We start from the raw sequence: 17,385 nt of genomic DNA, 5'->3' as shown, positions 1-17,385 counted from the left end.
CCCGGACGCTGCCCACCCTGGCCGCGCCGCGTGACACGCCGGTGGAGACGGCCATCGCGCCCGAGGCGCTGGAGCCCGAGGAGAAGCAGGGTCCCCGCGCCCGCACCACCGCGGACGACGCGCGCGAGCAGCTGGCCGCCGAGGCCGCCGAGCGCGAAGCCAAGCGCGTGAAGCAGGTGCGCCAGCTGAGCATGGTCGCGTTCGGCGTCACCGCCGTGCTCATCGTCATCGGCCTGCTGATCCACTTCCTGTCCCCGGCGGAAGAGGGCGAGGGCGCCGAGGCGCCCGTCGTCCTGTGGATCACCTCCAACCCGGAGGGGGCTGCCGTCGTCGTCAACGGCCGGCCGGTGGGGAACACGCCCAGCCGCATCATCGGCGCGGACCAGCGCTCGCCCCACACCATCGTCGTCACCCGGCCGGCTACCGCGCGTGGACGCGGCGCTTCACCCCCAACCAGCCGGAGGTCCACGTCAAGGCGGAGCTGGAGGTGGCGCCCGGCACCACGCAGATGGTGTCGGAGATCCCCACCGCCGCCACGCTCGACGCGGGCGCCGCCGCCGCGGTCGTCGCCGCCACGGATGCGCCCGCCGGGGACGGAGGCACCGAGACGGAGGCGGACGGAGGCCTGGCCTCCACCGACCCGGGGGCCGTGGCCGAGGCGGACCTCCCCGACCGCGACATGCGGCACGTGGAGTACCCCACGCGCCTGCTGGTGCTGCGCCCCATGTACAACGCGCTGCCCCTGCCGGAGTACCCGACGGCCACCATCGACGTGTCGCCCGGGGCCGCCTACTCCGTGTGGACCGAGGGCAGCGCCGCGCTGGCGGAAGGCGACGGCACCGCGTCCGGCACGCTCGTGTACTACGCGGAAGGCGACGTGCCGGCGGACAACGCCGTGGGCTTCATCAGCAGCGCGCCGCGCACCCTCAAGGGCGCGAAGAAGCTCCACTTCTTCGCCCTGGACGACACCGGCCCCGAGGACAACCGCGGCTCCATCCGCGTGCACCTGCGGCAGTCCGCGTACATCCCGCCCCGCTCGGTGCTGTTCGAGGCCGACAAGAACGCCCTGCAGGTGAAGCCCCTGCACCAGATGCTGCTGAAGGGGCTCAACCCGAAGTCCACCTACGCCTTCACCGTGCGCGACGACTTCGCGGAGGTGCGCTCCGGCGCCCAGGGCCGCGTGCACACGGTGCTGTGCGTGGAGAAGGGCCCCAGGGCCGAGTCCGTGCGCAGCACGCACCGCCTCTTCGAGACGGGCAAGCGCTACCAGGTGTCCGGCGTGCGGGACCTGCGCTGCGTCTTCCCGGACCTGCAGCTGGGGGACAACCAGGGCGCGCTCGACTTCGACATCGTCGACGTGACGAACATGTCCCGCAAGGAGCGCGCGGAGGCGCTGCGCGGGGCCAGGCGCTCGGAGCGGTAGCGGCCGGGCAGCCGGGCCCCCGCCTGGGAGGCCCCCCCGAAGGCGGGCGTGTGATGCGACAGCGGGCTCACCCTGACGCGCTGCTCCCGCGCCCGGGGCCAGTGCCTACCCTCACGGACATCCACTTCTTCTCCAATGGAGTCCGTCCATGACGCCTGTCCTGTCCTCCACCGGCCTGGTGCTGCACAACCTGGGGCTCGCCGCCGGCTTCGGCGGTTCGCTCTTCGGCAAGGTGGCCCTCAACCCCGCGGTGAAGGTGATTGGTTCCAAGGCGGAGCGCGGTCAGGTGGTGAACGCCGCGTGGAACGGCTTCAACATCGTGAACGCGGCGTCCGTGGGGCTGGCGGCCATCACCTGGCTGGTGGGCCGCTCGCGGCTGACGGGCCGGGAGATTGACCCCACCACGCGCGGGCTGGTCATCGCGAAGGACGTGCTGCTGGGCGCCACCGTGGCGCTGGGCGCGGCCAACATCCTCGGCGGGGCCTTCCTCGCGAAGCAGGCCCCCGAGGGCGCCGTCCCCGTGGAGACGGGCCTGACGCCCACCGCGGGCACGCCGGAGAAGGCCGCGAAGACGATGCGGGCGCTGGACGCGGGCGGCATCGTGAACCTCGCCGCCATGGCGGGCGTCATCGGCATCACCGCCATCCTCAACATGCGCGCGGGGGCGTCCTCGCGCTGGTCACTGGTTGCCAGGTTCCTTCCGTAAGGGCTCACGGGGGCCGCCGTGCTGCACCCGCGGTCCGGCTCGAAAAGGATGGGAAGGGCACGTGGGCGCGGAGCCTCGGAAACGGCACCGGGCCCACGGGTCTTCGTACCCGGGGCCCGGCGTGATGCTTCAGGCAAGACGTGCGGTGGAGCTCAGATGTCCAGGTTCTGCACGTCCAGCGCGTTGCGCTCGATGAACTCGCGGCGGGGCTCCACCGCCTCGCCCATGAGCAGCGAGAAGATGTCGTCGCTCTCCACCGCGTCCTCCACCCGCACCTGGAGCAGCGTGCGCGTGGTGGGGTTCATGGTGGTCTCCCAGAGCTGCTCCGGGTTCATCTCCCCCAGCCCCTTGTAGCGCTGCAGGCCCAGGCCCTTCTGCGCGTCCTTGCGGACCGCGGCCAGCACCTCCTGCACGGAGAAGGCCGTCACCTCGCCCGCGTCCACCTGCACTCGATAAGGCGCCTTGCCCAGCGAGTGGAACACCTCGCGCAAGGCGACGAGCTCCAGGTACTCCGGCGAGGACAGGTAGGCGTGGTCGAACACGGACTCGCGCATGGAGCCGTTCACGTCCGTCGTCACCACCAGCTTCTTGGACGCGTGCTCCGCGTCCTGCTCCAGCCGCGTGGACAGCCGGCCCACCACCTCCGGCATGCGCCGCTGGCAGTAGTCGCGCATGGTGGCGAGCTCCGCCTCCACCGCGGCCTCGTCCGCCAGCAGGTCCGCGCGCAGGTTGGTGGCCTGCACCAGCGCGTCCACGATGCGCGCGTCGCGGCGCTTGGCCTGCTTCTCCAGCCGCTCCTCGTAGGTGATGACCTTCTCCAGGAGCGCCTTGAAGTCCGCGCCGCCCAGCTCACCGGCCGGCGTCTTCACCCGGCAGTGCTCCGCGGCGATGCGCAGCAGGTACTCGTTGAGCGCGCGCTCGTCCTTGACGTAGCTGTCCTTCTTGTTGCGCGTGACTTTGTAGAGCGGCGGCTGCGCGATGTAGACGTAGCCCCGGTCGATGAGCTCGCGCATCTGCCGGTAGAAGAACGTGAGCAGCAGCGTGCGGATGTGGCTGCCGTCCACGTCCGCGTCCGTCATCAGGATGATGCGGTGGTAGCGCGCCTTCTCCGGGTCGTAGTCCTCCGCCCCGATGCCCGTGCCCAGCGCGGTGATGAGCGTGACGATCTCGGCGCTGGTCAGCATCTTCTCGAAGCGCGCCTTCTCCACGTTCAGAATCTTGCCGCGCAAGGGGAGGATGGCCTGGTTGCGCCGGTCCCGGCCCTGCTTCGCGGAGCCGCCTGCGGAGTCGCCCTCCACGATGTACAGCTCGCTCTCGTGCGGGTCGCGGCTCTGGCAGTCCGCGAGCTTGCCGGGCAGGCCGCCGCCGTCCAGCACGCCCTTGCGGCGCACCGTCTCACGGGCCTTGCGCGCGGCGAGGCGGGCACGGCACGCGTCGCCAATCTTCGCCACGACCTTCTTCGCGAGCGGCGGGTTCTCCTCCAGGAAGGAGGCGAGCTGATCATTCACCATCTGCTCGACCAGGCCCTTCACCTCGCTGTTGCCCAGCTTCGTCTTCGTCTGGCCCTCGAACTGGGGGTTGGAAAGCTTCACGGAGATGACCGCGGACAGGCCCTCGCGCGCGTCTTCACCCGTGGGCGTCTCCTTCAGGTCCTTCCAGAGGCTGCCCTTCTCCGCGTAGCTGTTGAGCGTGCGCGTGAGCGCGGCCTTGAAGCCGGACAGGTGGCTGCCACCCTCGTGAGTGTTGATGTTGTTGGCGAAGGTGAAGATGCGCTCGTCGTAGCCGTCGTTCCACTGCATGGCGATTTCGAGCGACACGCCCTCGCGCTCCGACTTGATGTAGACGGGCTTGTCGTGCAGCGCTTCCTTCGCCTTGTTGAGGTACTCCACGAAGGAGGAGATGCCGCCGTCGAACTTGAAGTCGTGCTCCTTCTGGGTGCGCTCGTCGCGGATGGTGATGTGCAGGCCCGCGTTGAGGAACGCCAGCTCGCGCAGGCGCTGGCTGAGCGTCTCGAAGTTGAAGTCCACCGTCTCCATGACCTGCGAGTCCGGCTTGAAGTGGATCAGCGTGCCGACCTTGTCCGTGGTGCCCACTTCCTGGGGCGAACCGCTGGACACGCCGCGCGCGTAGGACTGTTCGTAGACCTTGCCGGCGCGCTGGATGCGGACCTTGAACCACTCCGACAGGAAGTTCACGCAGGTGACGCCCACGCCGTGCAGGCCGCCGGACACCTTGTACGCGCCGTTGCCGAACTTGCTGCCGGCGTGCAGCTCCGTGAGCACCACTTCCAGGGTGTCCTTGCCCTTGAACTTGGGGTCGGGGTGCGGGCCCACGGGGATGCCGCGGCCGTTGTCCTGGACGCTGAGCGAGCCATCCACGTGGATGACGACCTCGATGTCCGTGCAGTGGCCGGCCAGGGCCTCGTCCACCGAGTTGTCGACGACCTCGTAGACGAGCTTGTGGAGCCCGTAGGTCATCGTGTCGCCGATGTACATGCCAGGGCGCTTGCGGACGGCCTCCAGCCCTTCGAGCTTGGTGATGCTGTCCGTCCCATACTCGGCGGGCGGCGCGGCCAGCGCGGCGCCGGTAGCGGGGGTCTTTTCCATGTGAAGCGTGTCCTTGGGAAAGGCTGCCGTTGCGACAGGGCTGTGCCTGCTGTGCCTACCACCACCGGGCATCCCGGACAAGGATCGGGAGCCCGCGCAAGGCTGCGGAAAGATTCATGAATCAGGCGTCGAAACGCGAGGGCGGGAGGCGGTCCTCCAGCGCCGCGATCAACTCTTCATAAACAGCCTTGCGGGCGAAAAGATGTCGGGTGACGAGCACCCTTCCCTCTTCCTTGAGGAAGAGCCCGAGCACGCTCCCCCTCCGGCCGACCCGGCGCACGGAGTCAATCTGTCCCCAGTGCAGTTCGAGCGGCTGGCCGCTGAAGGGCCGGGACACGCGCACGCCCGCGGAATCCAGGGTGATGCCCCACCGGGCGCGGGGGCGCAGGCGGTGGACGGAGACGAGGAAGGTGAGCATCAGGCCGGCGCTGATGCCGGCCCGCGCCATGGCGACCAGCCCCCCGCCGCCCCGGTAGTCCGCCAGGGCCCAGGCGGTGAGGACCGCCAGGAGGCACGCGCCCAGGATGAGGGAGATTCGGGTGGGACGCGGATCGAATGAAAAGAAGCGCGGGGTCATGGCGGGGGCGGAAGGGGTGGAAACCTAACCCCGTGGCGGACCGTGCGCGCGTCCTTTCCTCCGAGGCTGTTCTTTGGCCGCCGTCCCCCCGCATAGGCTGCCGGCCCGCATGACGGATGCCGAACTCACCTCTCGACTTCTCACCAACCTCATCGCCTTCAAGCGCCTCCAGGCAGAGCGCGGCTCGCTGCGCCACCTCCCGCTCCCCGGCGTGGACGCGTTCGCCCTGCCGTCGTACCAGGACGCGCACTTCCAGCAGGTCCTCTTCACGGACACGTCCGCGCTGGCCGCCGCGCTGCCGGCCGTCACGGCCTTCTACCGGGGGCTGGGGCTTTCGCGCTGGCGCGTCACCGTGACGCCGGGGCAGCGGGACGCGCTGCGGGTGCTGGGCGCGAACGGCTACCGGCCGGACTTCACCGTCATGGCCATGGGGGCCTGGCTGCACGAGCTGCCGGACCTGGCGCCCGGGGTGCCGGTGGAGACCGTGGAGGACATGGGCGACCTGGTGGAGCTCAACATCCAGACCTACGGCCAGGAGTGGCGGGACATCCTCTCCGTCTGGCGGCGGCCGCCGCTCCCTGTCCCGGTGCACACGGTGGTGGCTCGGGAGGACGGGAAGGCGCTGTCCTGCGGGCTGGCGGTGGACGTGGCGGACACCGCGGGCGTGTACCTGGTGGCCACCCACCCGGACGCGCGGGGGCTGGGGCTGGCGTCGGCGGTGATGCGCGGGCTCATCCTGGGGGCGCGTCAGCGCGGGTGCACCGCGATGGTGCTCCAGTCCACCCCGGCGGGCCTGCGCGTGTACCGGCACCTGGGCTTCCGCGACCTGGGCCCCTGGGAGCACTGGGTGCCGCCTGGGGCGGGCTGAGGCTTCAGCGGAGCGCCTCCCGCGTCTCCAGTAGCCGCTGGGGGTCCTTTCCGCGCCGTGGATCAGGCGGCTTCGGGCGCCTTGTGGGCGGCCACGGCCTTGAGCAGCGTCTCCACGTCCACCGGCTTGCGCAGGTAGCTGCAGGCGCCCATCTCCTCGGCGACCTGGCGGGCGTTGGCGGAGGCGGAGAAGACGAGCACGGGGATGTCGCGCCACGCGTCCACCTGGCGCATCTGGCGGCCAAACGTCGCGCCGTCCATCACCGGCATCATCATGTCCAGCAGCACCAGGGAGGGCAGGACCGGCTCCGCGCGGAGCACCTCCAGCGCCTGCAGGCCGTTGCCCGCCCCCAGCACGGTGTAGCCCGCGTCGCGCAGGACCTCCTCCAGCGCCTCCCGCAGGTCCGTGTCGTCATCCACCACCAACAGCGGCCGGCTCACTCGCGCGTCTCCTTCTCCAGCGGCAGCTCCAGCGTGAAGCGCGCGCCCTCTCCCGCGGCCGGCTCCGCCCAGGCCCGTCCGCCGTGCGCTTCCGCCGCGCGGCGGGCCAGGTACAGCCCCAGGCCCAGGCCTCCATACGAATGCGAACTCACCGCGCGGCCGAAGCGCTCGAAGATGCGCTCCACCTGGTCCACGGGCACGCCGATGCCCCGGTCGCGCACCTGGATGCGCGCGAAGCTCCCTTGCCGCCCCACGTCCACCTCCACCGGCCGTCCCGGACCGAACTTGAGCGCGTTGGATATCAACGCCGCCACCGCCTGGTCCACCCGGAGCCGGTCCCACGTCCCCCAGAGCCCGCGGCGGGGGGACTGGCGCAGCTCACAGCCGGCCGCGCGGGCCTCCGCCTGGAAGCGCTCCAGCACCTCCGCGACCAGCTCCTCCAAATCGAAGCGCTCGGGCATCAGCGACAGCTCGCCGCTCGACAGCTGGGACACGTCCAGCAGGCCCTCCACCAGCGTGCCCAGCCGGCGCACCTGGCGCACGCTGCGCTCCAGGCGCGTCACCACGTCCGGCTCCAGGTGGTGCGCCTCCGAGCGCTGCAGCAGCGTGCCCAGCTGCAGCCGCAGCGTGGTGAGGGGCGTGCGCAGCTCGTGCGCGGCCACGGTGAGGAACTCGTCGCGCAGGCGCACCGCCTCGCGCGCCTCCTGGAAGAGGCGGGCGTTCTCCAGCACCAGCCCCGTCCGGCGCGCCAGCTCCTGCGCCAGCGCCAGGTCCACCGGCGAAAGCAGGCGCTCGCCCAGCGTGCCCATGGACAGCACGCCCAGCCGGCCCTCGTTGCCGGGCAGGGGCACGTTCACCACGGAGCGCAGCCCCAGCCCCTCGATGGCGCGCTGGTGCGCGGCGTCCCGGGTGATGGGCTCCGGGCGCTCGCGCACGTCCGGTATGAACTCCGGCTGGCCGGTGCGCAGCACGTGCGCGGGGCCCGCGGCGGCCTGGGGGTCCAGCGGGAAGCGCTGGTCCAGCTTCCACGCATGGGCGCGCCGCTCCGCGTCCGGGTGCGCCAGCGCCACCAGCCGCAGGCTGCCCTGGTCCGGGTCCTGGAGGAAGAAGGCGCACCAGTCCGCCACCCGGGGCACCATCAGCTGCACCAGCTGGTCCAACCGCGCGGCCTGCTCCAGGGACGCGGTGAGCAGCTCGCTGGCCCGGGCCAGGATGTCCCGGTCCACCTCCGCCCGCGCGCGCTCGCGCCGCACGCGCGTCTCCTCCAGCTCGCGCGCCACCGCCGGGCCCAGCCGGGCCATCCGGTCCTTGGAGAAGCAGTCGCGCGCGCCCGCCTTCATCAGCGTGACGGCCTGCTCTTCACTCAGCTGGCTGGACAGGACGATGAGCGGCACGTCCCGCCCGTGCGCGTGCAAGAGCGCCAGCACCTCCAGCGCGGTGAAGCGCGGCAGCCGGTAGTCGCACAGCACCAGGTCCCAGGCCTCGGCGGCCAGCGCGTCCCCCAGCGCTTCCAGCGAGTCCACGCGCCACGCCGTGGGCAGGTAGCCCGCCTGCTCCAGCTCCGCCGTCACCAGCGCCGCGTCGTTGACGCTGTCCTCCACCAGCAACAGCCGGAAGGGCGTCATGCCCGGGCCCCGCCTGTCTCCATTCGCGTGACGCCTCCCATGGGGTGTGGGCCTCTCTCACCACATGCTAGTGGTCCTCCCTGTCACGCCAGCGGGAGAAATGGGGGACGTTCAGCACCAAGCAGTGGCTGGTGAACGTCCCGCCAGAGGGCCCCACGCAGCGGGTGGGGTGCGTCCGGGCTACCAGGAAACGTCGTATTCGGTGTCCAGCAGGGACAGCTGCCGCCCGTGCACCTGGACGTCCTGGGCGCCCACGGCCTCCAGGGCGGCCTGGAGCACCCCCTCGTGGTACGGCGCGGGCATGAAGTCCCGGCGCATCACGAAGCGGGCGCTGTGGTCCCCGGTCCAGAGCACGCCGCGCTCGCCGTAGCTCACCGCGACGCGGTAGTTCTCGACGATGTGCTGGAGCATCTTCCGGGGGTTGCGGCCGGCCGCCTGCATCAGCTCCCGGCCGAACATGGAGGCCAGGAAGTCCACCGTGGCCTGCGTCCCGATGTAGCGCAGCGACTGGGCCCAGTCCCCCAGCTGGGGCTTGAGCAGCCGCGTCGCCTCGGCGGACATCGCCAGGAAGCGCGTCACCGGGTACAGCTCCGCGGGGTTCAGCTCCTTCAGCCCGGACGCCGCCAGGCAGCTCGCCGCGGCCGCCTCACCCTGGAGGAAGCCCACCACCCCCACCACGCCCTGGAAGAACATCCCCCGCGCCCCGTCTTCCGGGGTCGCGGCCAGGCACCGCTCCGCCAGGTGCCACGCCGCGCTCTCCTCCACCCAGCCCGCCACCCTCGACGAACCTTCCACCGGTCCGCGATCCATACCCACCTCCACATCAGGCGCTGGAATCGGACCACCCGTTCCACAGGTCCCGTCCGCCAGCGCAGCCCTTCCCCCTCACAGGTGCCGGGGCCCACGCCCCGCTCACACGTGCAGTCCAATCACACATTTCCATTAAAACGCCAAGGAATCCGAGTAAGCCCGGAAGTACCTGAAATTATCCAGGGGCTTACACAAATCTAATGGGCGTGCGGACGGGCTTTCTCGTGGCCTGAGAAAGGAGTGGGGGCCGGGCTCCCCACCCGGGGCTTCACTCGGAGAGCGCGGCCTGGGCGGCGGCGAGGCCCGTTCCCGCGGCGGCGGCGCGGTGGCCGGCGGCGTGGAGGGCCCGCTCGATGGCGCCCACGGTGACGAGCACGTCCCCGGCGCTGACGCGGTTCATGTGGCCCACGCGGAAGTAGCGCGGCTTGATTTCCGGGTGGAGGCCGCCGGCGATGGCCACGCCCTGCGCCTTCACGCGGCCCACGAAGGACGCGTCCACGCCGTCCGGGTAGTAGACGGCGCTCAGGGTGTTGGCGGCCACGGCCTCCGAGGTGGGCACCGGCCGCAGCCCCAGCGCGCTCCAGGCGGCGCGGAAGGCGCGGGCCATCCGGCGGTGGCGCTCGAAGCGGGCCTCCATGCCCTCCGCGAGGATGTGGCCCAGGCTCACGTCCAGCGCGCACACCAGGGACGTGGGCGGGGTGGCGAAGTAGGCGGGCTTGCCGGACTCGTAGGCCTCCATCACCGGCAGCCACTCCGCCCAGTCCGCGTACACGCTGGCGACGGGGGCCTTGCGCGCCTTCCACGTGGCCAGCGCGCGGGGGCTCACCGTGAGGAGCGCCAGGCCCGGGGGCACGCCCACCGCCTTCTGGCTGGCGGTGAGGTACACGTCCGCGCCCCACGCGTCCTGGTGGAAGGCCTCTCCGGCGGTGGCGCACACGCCGTCCACCACGGCCAGGACGCCGTGCTTTCGCGCGGCCTTCACCAGCGGCTCCACGGGCGCGAGCACCGCGGTGGAGGTGTCCACGTGGGTGACGGTCATCAGCTTGAAGCCGCCCCGCTGGAGCTCCGCCTCCACCTGGGCCACCTCCGGGGCGCCGCCCACGCTGGCAGCGCGCACGTGCGTCACCTTCGCGCCGTGGCGCTCCAGGATGTGGGCCATGCGGTCGCTGAAGTAGCCGGTGTTCACCACCAGCGCGCGGTCGCCGGGTTCAATGAGGTTCGCCACGGCGAGCTCCATGGCCAGCGTGCCGCTGCCGGAGACGACGAAGGGCTGCGCGCCGGGGGCGAGCGACACCTCGCGCAGGCGCTTCAGGGCCCGGCCGAAGGTGGCGATGAAGCCCGCGTCCAGGTGCCCGGGCACCGGCGCCGACAGCGCCTGCAACACCTCCGCGTCCACGTCCACCGGCCCGGGAATCATCAACAGGTCTCTCACGGCGCCACACCCTCCTGGAGCCCTCCGGGCAGTGGAGGGCGGTCCCCCACTGTGGCCAGCGCGGGCCCGGCTTGTCCACGCTGGAAAAGGAAGACGCCGGAGCCCCCGTGCAGCAGGGACTCCGGCGTCGGGCACTTCAGGAAGCGAAGACGCTGACTAGCGGTACGTCGCGGTCAGGCTGTCCGCGCGCGCGACCTGGCCGGCGGAGAACTGGTTCATGCAGTTGTCGTCGGTGTAGTCCATGAAGTTCAGGATGGGGTCCACGCCGCCGCCCGCGCAGGTGTCACGGCCCGAGGGGCAACCGAACGCGGCGGAAGCCTCCGGAGGCGTGTCGCTGACGGAGTCGCCCGGGTTGTTACAACCACCCTGGAACGTGTGGTACAGGCCCACCCAGTGACCGACCTCGTGGGTCGCCGTGTCACCCTCGTTGTACGGGGCCGCGGTGCCGCCGGGGACGCTGCTGTAGAGGAGGACCACGCCGTCCATCTTCGGCTGGCTGGAGTAGCTGGAGGGGAAGGTCGCCCAGCCCAGCAGGCCGCCCTTGAGGTTGGCGCTGTAGATGTTCAGCGACTCCGGGCCGCCCTTGCGCAGCGCGGACTTCATCTTCTTCTCCGCCGCGGAGCCCGAACCCAGCGAGAACCACTGGCTGTTGGTCGTGCGGTCCGTGCCGGCCAGCGTGAACTTGAACGGGGTGTTGGAGTACGCCGCGTTCAGCACGTTCATCTGCGCGGTGATCTGCGAGTCCGGGATGTCGCCGTTGGCGATGCCCGAGCCCTTGTTGATGACGTGGAAGTACACGGGCACGTTCACGGAGCCCACCGCGCGCTTGGCGCTCACGTCGCGGTCCGCCAGCACCGCTTCAATCTCCAGCTTCTCATCGGCCGACGGCTCGATGGTGGCGCAGCCGCGGTGCGGGATGGCCTGCTGGGTGGCGGTCTCCTCCGCCGGGGCCTGCTCCTCGGGAGCCGGAGCGTTGCTGCTGCAACCCGCCAGGGACAGCATGGTGCCAAGGACCACCGCGACACGGCCACTGCGCTGCGCGACGAAACGAAGCATTGTTTCCCAACTCCTAGAAAAGTGGGGGAGACACCAATACACGTACGAAACAGTTCTAGTCAACGGGTGCGGTAAAATTGAATTCCCGGCGAAACCCGTTGAAGACAAACCAAGCGTCACAGGCCGGGATACGGCCTGTCCGTGTCTCATCCAGGAAATGGAAAACGCCGGAGCCCCTGATCCGGGACCCCGGCGTCGTCACATCGGCCACGGCCGCTGTCGCTTTTTTCTAGCGGTACGTCGCGGTCAGGCTGTCCGCGCGGGCGCTCTGGCCGGCGGTGAACTGGTTCATGCAGCTGTCGTCGGTGTAGTCCATGAAGTTGTAGATGGGGTCCGCGCCACCGCCGGAGCAGGTGTCACGGCCGGCGGGGCAGCCGTACGCGGGCGACGCCTCCGGGGGCGTGTCGCTGACGGAGTCACCCGGGCTGGCGCAGCCGCCCTGGAACGTGTGGTACAGGCCCACCCAGTGACCGACCTCGTGCGTGCCGGTGTCGCCCAGGTTGTACGGGGACGCCGTGCCGCCGGGGACGCTGCTGTAGAGCATGACCACGCCGTCCATCTTCGGCTGGCTGGTGTAGCTGGAGGGGAAGGTCGCCCAGCCCAGCAGGCCACCGCTGAGGTTCGCGGTGTAGATGTTCAGCGACTCCTTGCCACCCTTGCGCAGGGTGTTCTTCATGTTCTTCTCGTTGGTGCTGCCCTGGGCCAGGTTGAACCAGGTGCTGTTCGTCGTGCGGTCCGTGCCCGCCAGCGTGAACCGGAACGGGGTGTTCGCGTACGCCGCGTTCAGCACGTTCATCTGGCTGGTGATCTGCGAGGCCGGGATGTCGCCGTTGGCGATGCCCGTGCCCTTGTTGATGACGTGGAAGTACACGGGCACGTTCACGGAGCCCACCGCGCGCTTGGCGCTCACGTCGCGGTCCGCCAGCACCGCTTCAATCTCCAGCTTCTCATCGGCCGACGGCTCGATGGTGGCGCAGCCGCGGTGCGGGATGGCCTGCTGGGTGGCGGTCTCCTCCGCCGGGGCCTGCTCCTCGGGAGCCGGAGCGTTGCTGCTGCAACCCGCCAGGGACAGCATGGTGCCAAGGACCACCGCGACACGGCCACTGCGCTGCGCGACGAAACGAAGCATTGTTTCCCGACTCCTTGAAAAGCAGGGGAGCGGGGAATACGCCTTCAAACCCATCCAAGTCAATACACAGACAGTCTTGGAAAAATTGCAAAACCGTATGGGCTCACACGATGTCTCGCCGCGTAAAGCCTGGAGGGTCTGTCTTTCACCCGGGAGGCATTTCGCACCCCGGCAATCCTGACGCGGCCGGATGGCTCAGGGCGTTGGGGAAGGCGTGGCCGGGGCGGGCGTGCCCGCGTCGGCGGCGGGCGTGAGCGGGGTGGGCGGGGTGGGCGCCGTCTGCGGGGCGCCCACCTGCTCCAGGGCCTCGTGGTTGCTCACGGAGAAGCGCACCAGCGCGCGGAGGATGCGGTTGCGCTTCACGTTGCCCAGCACCTCGCGCAGGTCGTCGTAGACGGTGGGGTCGTTGACGAGCGCGCCCAGGGTGCCGTCGCCCCTGGCCACGGTGGCGGTGATGGTCTTGATGTCCGCGGCGGCGCTGCCCAGGTCCGCGAACATGCCCTTCGCGTCGCCGTAGATCAGCTGGTGCACGGCGCCGTTGGGGCTCTTCTTCGCGTCCTCCAGCAGGCCCGCCAGCTGGCCGGCGGCCTCGCCCAGCTCGCGCAGGGCGACCGCGCCGTCCTGGCCGTAGATGAGCGCGTGCGCGGTGCCGTCACCCCGGCGCACCTCGCCCAGGATGGCCTCCACGTGGCCCAGCGCGCCGTCCATGCGCTTCGCGGCGCCGGACGCGTTGGCGAGCAGCGTGTTCACCTCCTGGCCGGTGCGCGGGTCGTAGATGAGGGCGTGCAGGGCGCCGTTGCCCTTCTCCACCTCCTCCATGATGGAGCGCAGCGACGCGACGCTCCGGGCCAGGTCCTTCGACAGCTCCGGGTTCGTGTAGACCTTCACGGCCGCCTTGAGGGACTCGCTGATTTCGACGGAGTTCTCCATCACGCGGCTGGCGCTGGTCATGAGCTTGGACAGGTCCCCGCCGCTGCTGGACTTCACGACGCCGCCGGGCTCCACGGGCGGCTGGTCCGCGCTGCCCAGGGAGATGTCCACCGCCTTGTCGCCCAGCACGCCCATGCTGGTGAGCCGGGCCACGGAGTCCGCGCGGACGCGGTCCGCGTAGGTGCTGGCCACCTGGAAGTCCACCCGCAGGCGGCTGTCCTTCAGCTCCTGGGAGAAGGACACGTTGTTCACGCGGCCCACCTTCAGGCCGCCAATCCACACGGGGGACTGGTCGCTCAGGCCGTCCACGCTCGTGAAGTAGGCGTGGAAGAGGACCTGGCGCTGGAAGAGGTTGGACTCACGGCCGATGAAGAAGACGACGACGCCGGCCACCGCGAGGCCAATGGCGACGAAGAAGCCCGCCCGCACGGCCAGGCGCTTTTCCTTCGAGGTCGAGGTGAAGAGACTCATGGTGCTCCCCGGGGGTTCAGCTCCAGGCGGCGCGCGTCGATGAAGGCGCGCACCTCCGGCACCTGGGAGCGGCGCATCTCCTCCGGGGTGCCCACCTGGACGATTTTGCGGTTGGCCAGCATGGCCATCCGGTCCGCGAGCACGAAGGCGCTCACCATGTCGTGCGTGACGACGATGGAGGTCGCGCCCAGGCGCTGCTTCATCGAATCAATCAACTCGTTGATGGTCTGCGTGGTGACGGGGTCCAGCCCCGTCGTGGGCTCGTCCCAGAGGATGACCTCCGGGTCCGTGGCGATGGCGCGCGCCAGGCCCACGCGCTTGCGCATGCCGCCGGACAGGTCCGACGGCATCAGCTTCTCCGTGTTGGGCAGGTCCACCAGCTCCAGCTTCTCCGCCACGCGCTTCTGGATTTCAGCGCGCGTCATCTTCTTGAAGTGCTCGCGCAGCGGGTAGGCCACGTTCTCCGCCACGCTGAGCGAGTCGAACAGCGCCGCGCCCTGGAACACCATGGCCACGTGCTTGCGGACCTCCAGGAACTGCGCCTCGGAGAACTTCGCCAGGTCGTAGCCTTCGAACAGGATGCTGCCGCCGTCCGGGTGCAACAGGCCGATGAGGCACTTGAGCAGCACGCTCTTGCCCACGCCGGAGCCGCCCAGCACCACCAGCGTCTCCCCGGCGCGCACGTCCAGGTCCACGCCGTCGTAGATGCGCTTGGCGCCGAACTGCTTCATGAGGCCGTCGAAGCGGATGAGCTCCTCGCCCGGCGTGGGCTTGCGGAAGCTGAACGGGACAGCGGGGTCTGCGTGAGCGGAGCGGGCCTTGCGCATGGGGGCGTGCGGCTTCAGAAGTAGAGCGTGATTTTCGTGATGAAGAAGTCCGCCAGGCACACGGTGACGGAGGTGATGGCCACCGTCTGCGTGGTGGCGCGGCCCACGCCCTCCGTGCCGCCCTCCACCGCCAGCCCCTTGAAGCACCCCACCAGGCCGATGATGAGCCCGAACACGGCGCCCTTGATGACGCCGGAGACGAAGTCGCCCATCAGCACCGCGTCCAGCGCGCCCTGGAAGAACTGGTCCAGGGAGATGCCGTACTGGGACCTCACCACCAGCGCGCCGCCCACCAGGCCCACCACGTCCGAGAACACCGTGAGCACCGGCATCACGATGAGGCACGCGAACACGCGCGGCACCACCAGCTTGCGCAAGGGGTCCGCGCCCAGCGCGCGGATGGCGTCCACCTGCTCCGTCACGGTCATGGAGCCCAATTCCGCGGCGATGCCGGACCCGATGCGCGCGCCCACGGTGAGCGCGGTGAGCACGGGGGCCAGCTCCCGGAACAGCGTGAGGATGACGACGCGGCCCACGGTGTACTGCACGCCGAAGCGGGCGAGGAAGTAGCCGAACTGCAGGGAGATGACGAGCCCCGCGAACGTCGCGGTGAGCAGCGCGATGGGCAGCGAGCGCACGCCCAGGGACTCGGTGTGGAAGACGAGCCCGGCCCAGTCATAGGGCGGGCGCACGGCGCGGCTGAACACCTGGCCCGTCATGACGGACATGGCGCCCAGGGACTCCATGCGCTCGCGCAGGCGCTCCTTGAGGCTGGGGCCGTGCCCGGCGATGCGCGCGCCGGGCATCATCGCTGGCGCTCCGCGTGGAAGCCCTGGAAGACGCCCTCGAAGTCCGCCATGCGCGCGTCGGCGGTGCCCACGGGGGCGACGTAGCTGAAGTCGAAGACGCAGTTGTCCTTCTTGACGACCACCAGCTCCAGCTGGATGGGCACGCCGTCGAGCTTCGCGACGTAGCGGCTGCGCAGGGCCTCACGGCCGTCCAGGGTGAAGGTGCGCTGGCCCAGGTCCTGGCGCTCGGTGAAGCCCATGAGCAGGTGCTTCGTGAGGACCTGGAGGGACGGGTCGTCGTGGTCCTTGCAGGTGGAGTTGGTGGCGATGACGCGGCCGGTGCCGCCCCGCTCCACGAAGGCCAGGTCGTTGTCGTCGAAGCCGCGGCGCTCCCAGACGGTGTTGGACAGCGGTCCGACGCGGTACTTCACGTCGGACTTCTGGAGCACCGAGTCCTCGAACGTCGCGCGGTGGCACCCCGCGAGGAGGGCGGACAGCACGAGCGTCAGCAGCAAGCGCGGCATGGCACCATTTCGTTCGTCCCGGAGGGGCCCGGTGGGGACGGGGTGCTCGTCATGGTGCACGCCCGACGGGTCCGCAAGAACTTCGTCGGAGCGAACGTCGACTCACGGACGCGCGCCGGACGGGGGCCCGTCACCCTGTCAGGCCCCCGGGCGCCGGGGGCGCGCGCGTTCGTGGGAACACGAAGGAGACCGGGGCCGGCGGCCGTGTATTCCGGGCCGTGCGCAACGGGCCGCTCTCCCGCCGTGTCCCCGGTCGGACTGGGGGAGGCGGGCTGCATGCGCACCTGGGGAAGGCGCATGTTCAGCCGGGAGCCGGGGATTCTCCCGAGGAGGATTCGATGGACGGCGGACTGGCGATATTCGGATTCGGGCTGTTCCTTTTGTCGATTGCCAATCTGTACGCGCGCACGGCGTACTGGCTGGCGTGGCCGCTGTTGGCCATCTCCATGCTGGCGATGGGGATGGCGTTCAGCGAGTCGAAGCGCCTGCGGGACCTGTCGCTGGGGCTGGCGGCGGTGCTGGGGGTGTTGTTCATCGCCGCGTTGGCGACGGGCACCGTGTGGTGGCTGACGCTGGCGGTGTTCCTGTTCGCGGTGGCGTTCGGGCTGCTCTGGGCGGAGTTCCGCTTCGAGTACTTCGGGCACGTGACGCGGCAGGAGTTGCCGCACCGCCACGCGCGGCGGGGGCCGGTGCACTGGCCCTGGCAGCGGCGGCGGGTGCACTGACCAGGGTCATGACGGAGTTGCTTCGGTGGCCACCTGTCCCGCGTGGACGGTGAGCCAGAGGGTGTCACTGGCGGCGGCGGCTCGCACGAGCCCCGCGTCGGTGGTGGTGAGGAAGACCTGCGCGCCGCTCCGGGCCAGGTAGCCCATGAGATAGGCATTGCGCTCGGGGTCCAGCTCGCTGGAGACGTCATCCAGGAGCAGCAGGGGGAGGAAGCCCATGGAGGCCTCCAGGTTTTCGATCTCCGCGATCTTCCAGCCCAGCACCAGGGCGCGCTGCTGGCCCTGGCTCGCGTAGGCGCGCGCGCTGCGACCCCCCAGCGTCACGGAGACGTCGTCCACATGCGGGCCCACGGAGGTGAAGCCGCGGTCCAGGTCGCGTCGCAGGCGCGCGGAGAGGGCCTCGCGCAGGGCGGCGGCGAGCGCGGCCTCGTCGGCCTGGGCGAAGTCG

At 70.4% G+C, this 17,385-nt stretch carries 17 protein-coding genes and 1 pseudogene; 4 read left to right on the top strand and 14 right to left on the bottom strand.

From position 1 onward, the window contains the following. The coding region (locus tag ACLEQD_RS17155; RefSeq protein WP_410385290.1) for a hypothetical protein at positions 1-412 on the bottom strand (412 nt) is incomplete at its 3' end. Here ACLEQD_RS17155 and ACLEQD_RS17150 point away from each other — a divergent pair. Both ACLEQD_RS17150 and ACLEQD_RS17145 read left to right on the top strand, forming a co-directional pair. Beyond that, entirely contained in the window at positions 294-1,076 is a 783-nt protein-coding gene (locus ACLEQD_RS17150) for a PEGA domain-containing protein (RefSeq protein ID WP_410385292.1), read from the top strand. The two genes, ACLEQD_RS17155 and ACLEQD_RS17150, sit on opposite strands and share 119 nt — an antisense overlap. A gap of 495 nt (positions 1,077-1,571) precedes the next feature. Next, complete coding sequence (locus ACLEQD_RS17145; protein WP_410385288.1) at positions 1,572-2,129, top strand: hypothetical protein; 558 nt, start codon at positions 1,572-1,574, stop codon at positions 2,127-2,129. A gap of 152 nt (positions 2,130-2,281) precedes the next feature. On the opposite strand, the gene gyrB is transcribed toward ACLEQD_RS17145, so the two are convergent. Both gyrB and ACLEQD_RS17135 read right to left on the bottom strand, forming a co-directional pair. Further along, positions 2,282-4,735, bottom strand: coding sequence for a DNA topoisomerase (ATP-hydrolyzing) subunit B (gyrB, locus tag ACLEQD_RS17140; RefSeq protein WP_410385286.1), 2,454 nt, complete (start codon positions 4,733-4,735; stop codon positions 2,282-2,284). Positions 4,736-4,856: 121 nt separating this feature from the next. Then, positions 4,857-5,312 (bottom strand): hypothetical protein, encoded by a 456-nt coding sequence (locus ACLEQD_RS17135; protein ID WP_410385284.1) that lies wholly within the window; start codon positions 5,310-5,312, stop codon positions 4,857-4,859. 109 nt (positions 5,313-5,421) lie between these two features. On the opposite strand from ACLEQD_RS17135, the gene ACLEQD_RS17130 reads away from it, so the two are divergent. Continuing rightward, positions 5,422-6,180 carry a GNAT family N-acetyltransferase gene (locus ACLEQD_RS17130; protein ID WP_410385282.1) on the top strand — a complete coding sequence of 253 codons (759 nt, stop codon included), beginning with the start codon at positions 5,422-5,424 and terminating at the stop codon, positions 6,178-6,180. Positions 6,181-6,242: 62 nt separating this feature from the next. Here the strand turns inward: ACLEQD_RS17130 and ACLEQD_RS17125 are convergent, their stop codons facing one another. The 10 genes from ACLEQD_RS17125 to ACLEQD_RS17080 form a co-directional block, all read right to left on the bottom strand. Beyond that, complete coding sequence (locus ACLEQD_RS17125; RefSeq protein ID WP_410385280.1) at positions 6,243-6,620, bottom strand: response regulator; 378 nt, start codon at positions 6,618-6,620, stop codon at positions 6,243-6,245. Next, complete coding sequence (locus ACLEQD_RS17120; RefSeq protein WP_410385279.1) at positions 6,617-8,245, bottom strand: ATP-binding protein; 1,629 nt, start codon at positions 8,243-8,245, stop codon at positions 6,617-6,619. Before ACLEQD_RS17120 ends, ACLEQD_RS17125 begins: the two co-directional genes overlap by 4 nt. 180 nt (positions 8,246-8,425) lie before the next feature. After that, a complete protein-coding gene (locus ACLEQD_RS17115; RefSeq protein ID WP_410385277.1) occupies positions 8,426-9,055 on the bottom strand; it encodes a TIGR02265 family protein in 630 nt (209 codons plus the stop codon). 268 nt (positions 9,056-9,323) lie between these two features. Then, a complete protein-coding gene (locus ACLEQD_RS17110; RefSeq protein WP_410385276.1) occupies positions 9,324-10,487 on the bottom strand; it encodes a pyridoxal-phosphate-dependent aminotransferase family protein in 1,164 nt (387 codons plus the stop codon). Positions 10,488-10,643: 156 nt separating this feature from the next. Continuing rightward, positions 10,644-11,543: a zinc metalloprotease gene (locus ACLEQD_RS17105; protein ID WP_410385274.1), complete on the bottom strand. Its 900-nt coding sequence runs from the start codon at positions 11,541-11,543 to the stop codon at positions 10,644-10,646. Between the two features lie 229 nt (positions 11,544-11,772). Then, complete coding sequence (locus ACLEQD_RS17100) at positions 11,773-12,672, bottom strand: zinc metalloprotease (protein WP_410385272.1); 900 nt, start codon at positions 12,670-12,672, stop codon at positions 11,773-11,775. 195 nt (positions 12,673-12,867) lie between these two features. After that, positions 12,868-14,073 (bottom strand): MlaD family protein, encoded by a 1,206-nt coding sequence (locus ACLEQD_RS17095; protein WP_410385270.1) that lies wholly within the window; start codon positions 14,071-14,073, stop codon positions 12,868-12,870. Continuing rightward, positions 14,070-14,900, bottom strand: a complete 831-nt coding sequence (locus ACLEQD_RS17090; protein WP_410385268.1) for an ABC transporter ATP-binding protein — start codon at positions 14,898-14,900, stop codon at positions 14,070-14,072. Before ACLEQD_RS17090 ends, ACLEQD_RS17095 begins: the two co-directional genes overlap by 4 nt. 14 nt (positions 14,901-14,914) lie before the next feature. Further along, the gene (locus ACLEQD_RS17085) at positions 14,915-15,709 is read right to left on the bottom strand and encodes an MlaE family ABC transporter permease (RefSeq protein ID WP_410385266.1); all 795 of its coding nucleotides are present in this window, start codon (positions 15,707-15,709) and stop codon (positions 14,915-14,917) included. Continuing rightward, on the bottom strand, positions 15,706-16,212 hold the full coding sequence (locus ACLEQD_RS17080) for a hypothetical protein (protein WP_410385264.1): 507 nt from the start codon (positions 16,210-16,212) through the stop codon (positions 15,706-15,708). Before ACLEQD_RS17080 ends, ACLEQD_RS17085 begins: the two co-directional genes overlap by 4 nt. A 338-nt stretch (positions 16,213-16,550) precedes the next feature. Here ACLEQD_RS17080 and ACLEQD_RS17075 point away from each other — a divergent pair, with 338 nt between their 5' ends. Further along, on the top strand, positions 16,551-16,937 hold the full coding sequence (locus tag ACLEQD_RS17075; RefSeq protein ID WP_410385262.1) for a hypothetical protein: 387 nt from the start codon (positions 16,551-16,553) through the stop codon (positions 16,935-16,937). A 6-nt stretch (positions 16,938-16,943) separates the two neighbouring features. Here the strand turns inward: ACLEQD_RS17075 and ACLEQD_RS17070 are convergent. Continuing rightward, positions 16,944-17,385, bottom strand: a pseudogene (locus ACLEQD_RS17070) (DNA replication and repair protein RecF); the annotation flags it as partial.

The organism is Corallococcus sp. 4LFB (genome assembly GCF_046520365.1).
GTDB lineage: Bacteria > Myxococcota > Myxococcia > Myxococcales > Myxococcaceae > Corallococcus > Corallococcus caeni.
Note: the sequence above shows the minus strand (reverse complement) of the source record. Positions and strands in the feature narration are given on the sequence as shown.

Bases quoted from the DNA above. Each gene is read 5' to 3' on its own strand.
- ACLEQD_RS17085 (WP_410385266.1), bottom strand. From the start codon at position 15,709: ATGATGCCCGGCGCGCGCATCGCCGGGCACGGCCCCAGCCTCAAGGAG.
- ACLEQD_RS17075 (WP_410385262.1), top strand. From the start codon at position 16,551: ATGGACGGCGGACTGGCGATATTCGGATTCGGGCTGTTCCTTTTGTCG.
- ACLEQD_RS17135 (WP_410385284.1), bottom strand. From the start codon at position 5,312: ATGACCCCGCGCTTCTTTTCATTCGATCCGCGTCCCACCCGAATCTCC.
- ACLEQD_RS17100 (WP_410385272.1), bottom strand. From the start codon at position 12,672: ATGCTTCGTTTCGTCGCGCAGCGCAGTGGCCGTGTCGCGGTGGTCCTT.
- ACLEQD_RS17105 (WP_410385274.1), bottom strand. From the start codon at position 11,543: ATGCTTCGTTTCGTCGCGCAGCGCAGTGGCCGTGTCGCGGTGGTCCTT.
- ACLEQD_RS17145 (WP_410385288.1), top strand. From the start codon at position 1,572: ATGACGCCTGTCCTGTCCTCCACCGGCCTGGTGCTGCACAACCTGGGG.
- ACLEQD_RS17090 (WP_410385268.1), bottom strand. From the start codon at position 14,900: ATGCGCAAGGCCCGCTCCGCTCACGCAGACCCCGCTGTCCCGTTCAGC.
- ACLEQD_RS17095 (WP_410385270.1), bottom strand. From the start codon at position 14,073: ATGAGTCTCTTCACCTCGACCTCGAAGGAAAAGCGCCTGGCCGTGCGG.
- ACLEQD_RS17080 (WP_410385264.1), bottom strand. From the start codon at position 16,212: ATGCCGCGCTTGCTGCTGACGCTCGTGCTGTCCGCCCTCCTCGCGGGG.
- ACLEQD_RS17115 (WP_410385277.1), bottom strand. From the start codon at position 9,055: ATGGATCGCGGACCGGTGGAAGGTTCGTCGAGGGTGGCGGGCTGGGTG.
- ACLEQD_RS17130 (WP_410385282.1), top strand. From the start codon at position 5,422: ATGACGGATGCCGAACTCACCTCTCGACTTCTCACCAACCTCATCGCC.
- gyrB (WP_410385286.1), bottom strand. From the start codon at position 4,735: ATGGAAAAGACCCCCGCTACCGGCGCCGCGCTGGCCGCGCCGCCCGCC.
- ACLEQD_RS17120 (WP_410385279.1), bottom strand. From the start codon at position 8,245: ATGACGCCCTTCCGGCTGTTGCTGGTGGAGGACAGCGTCAACGACGCG.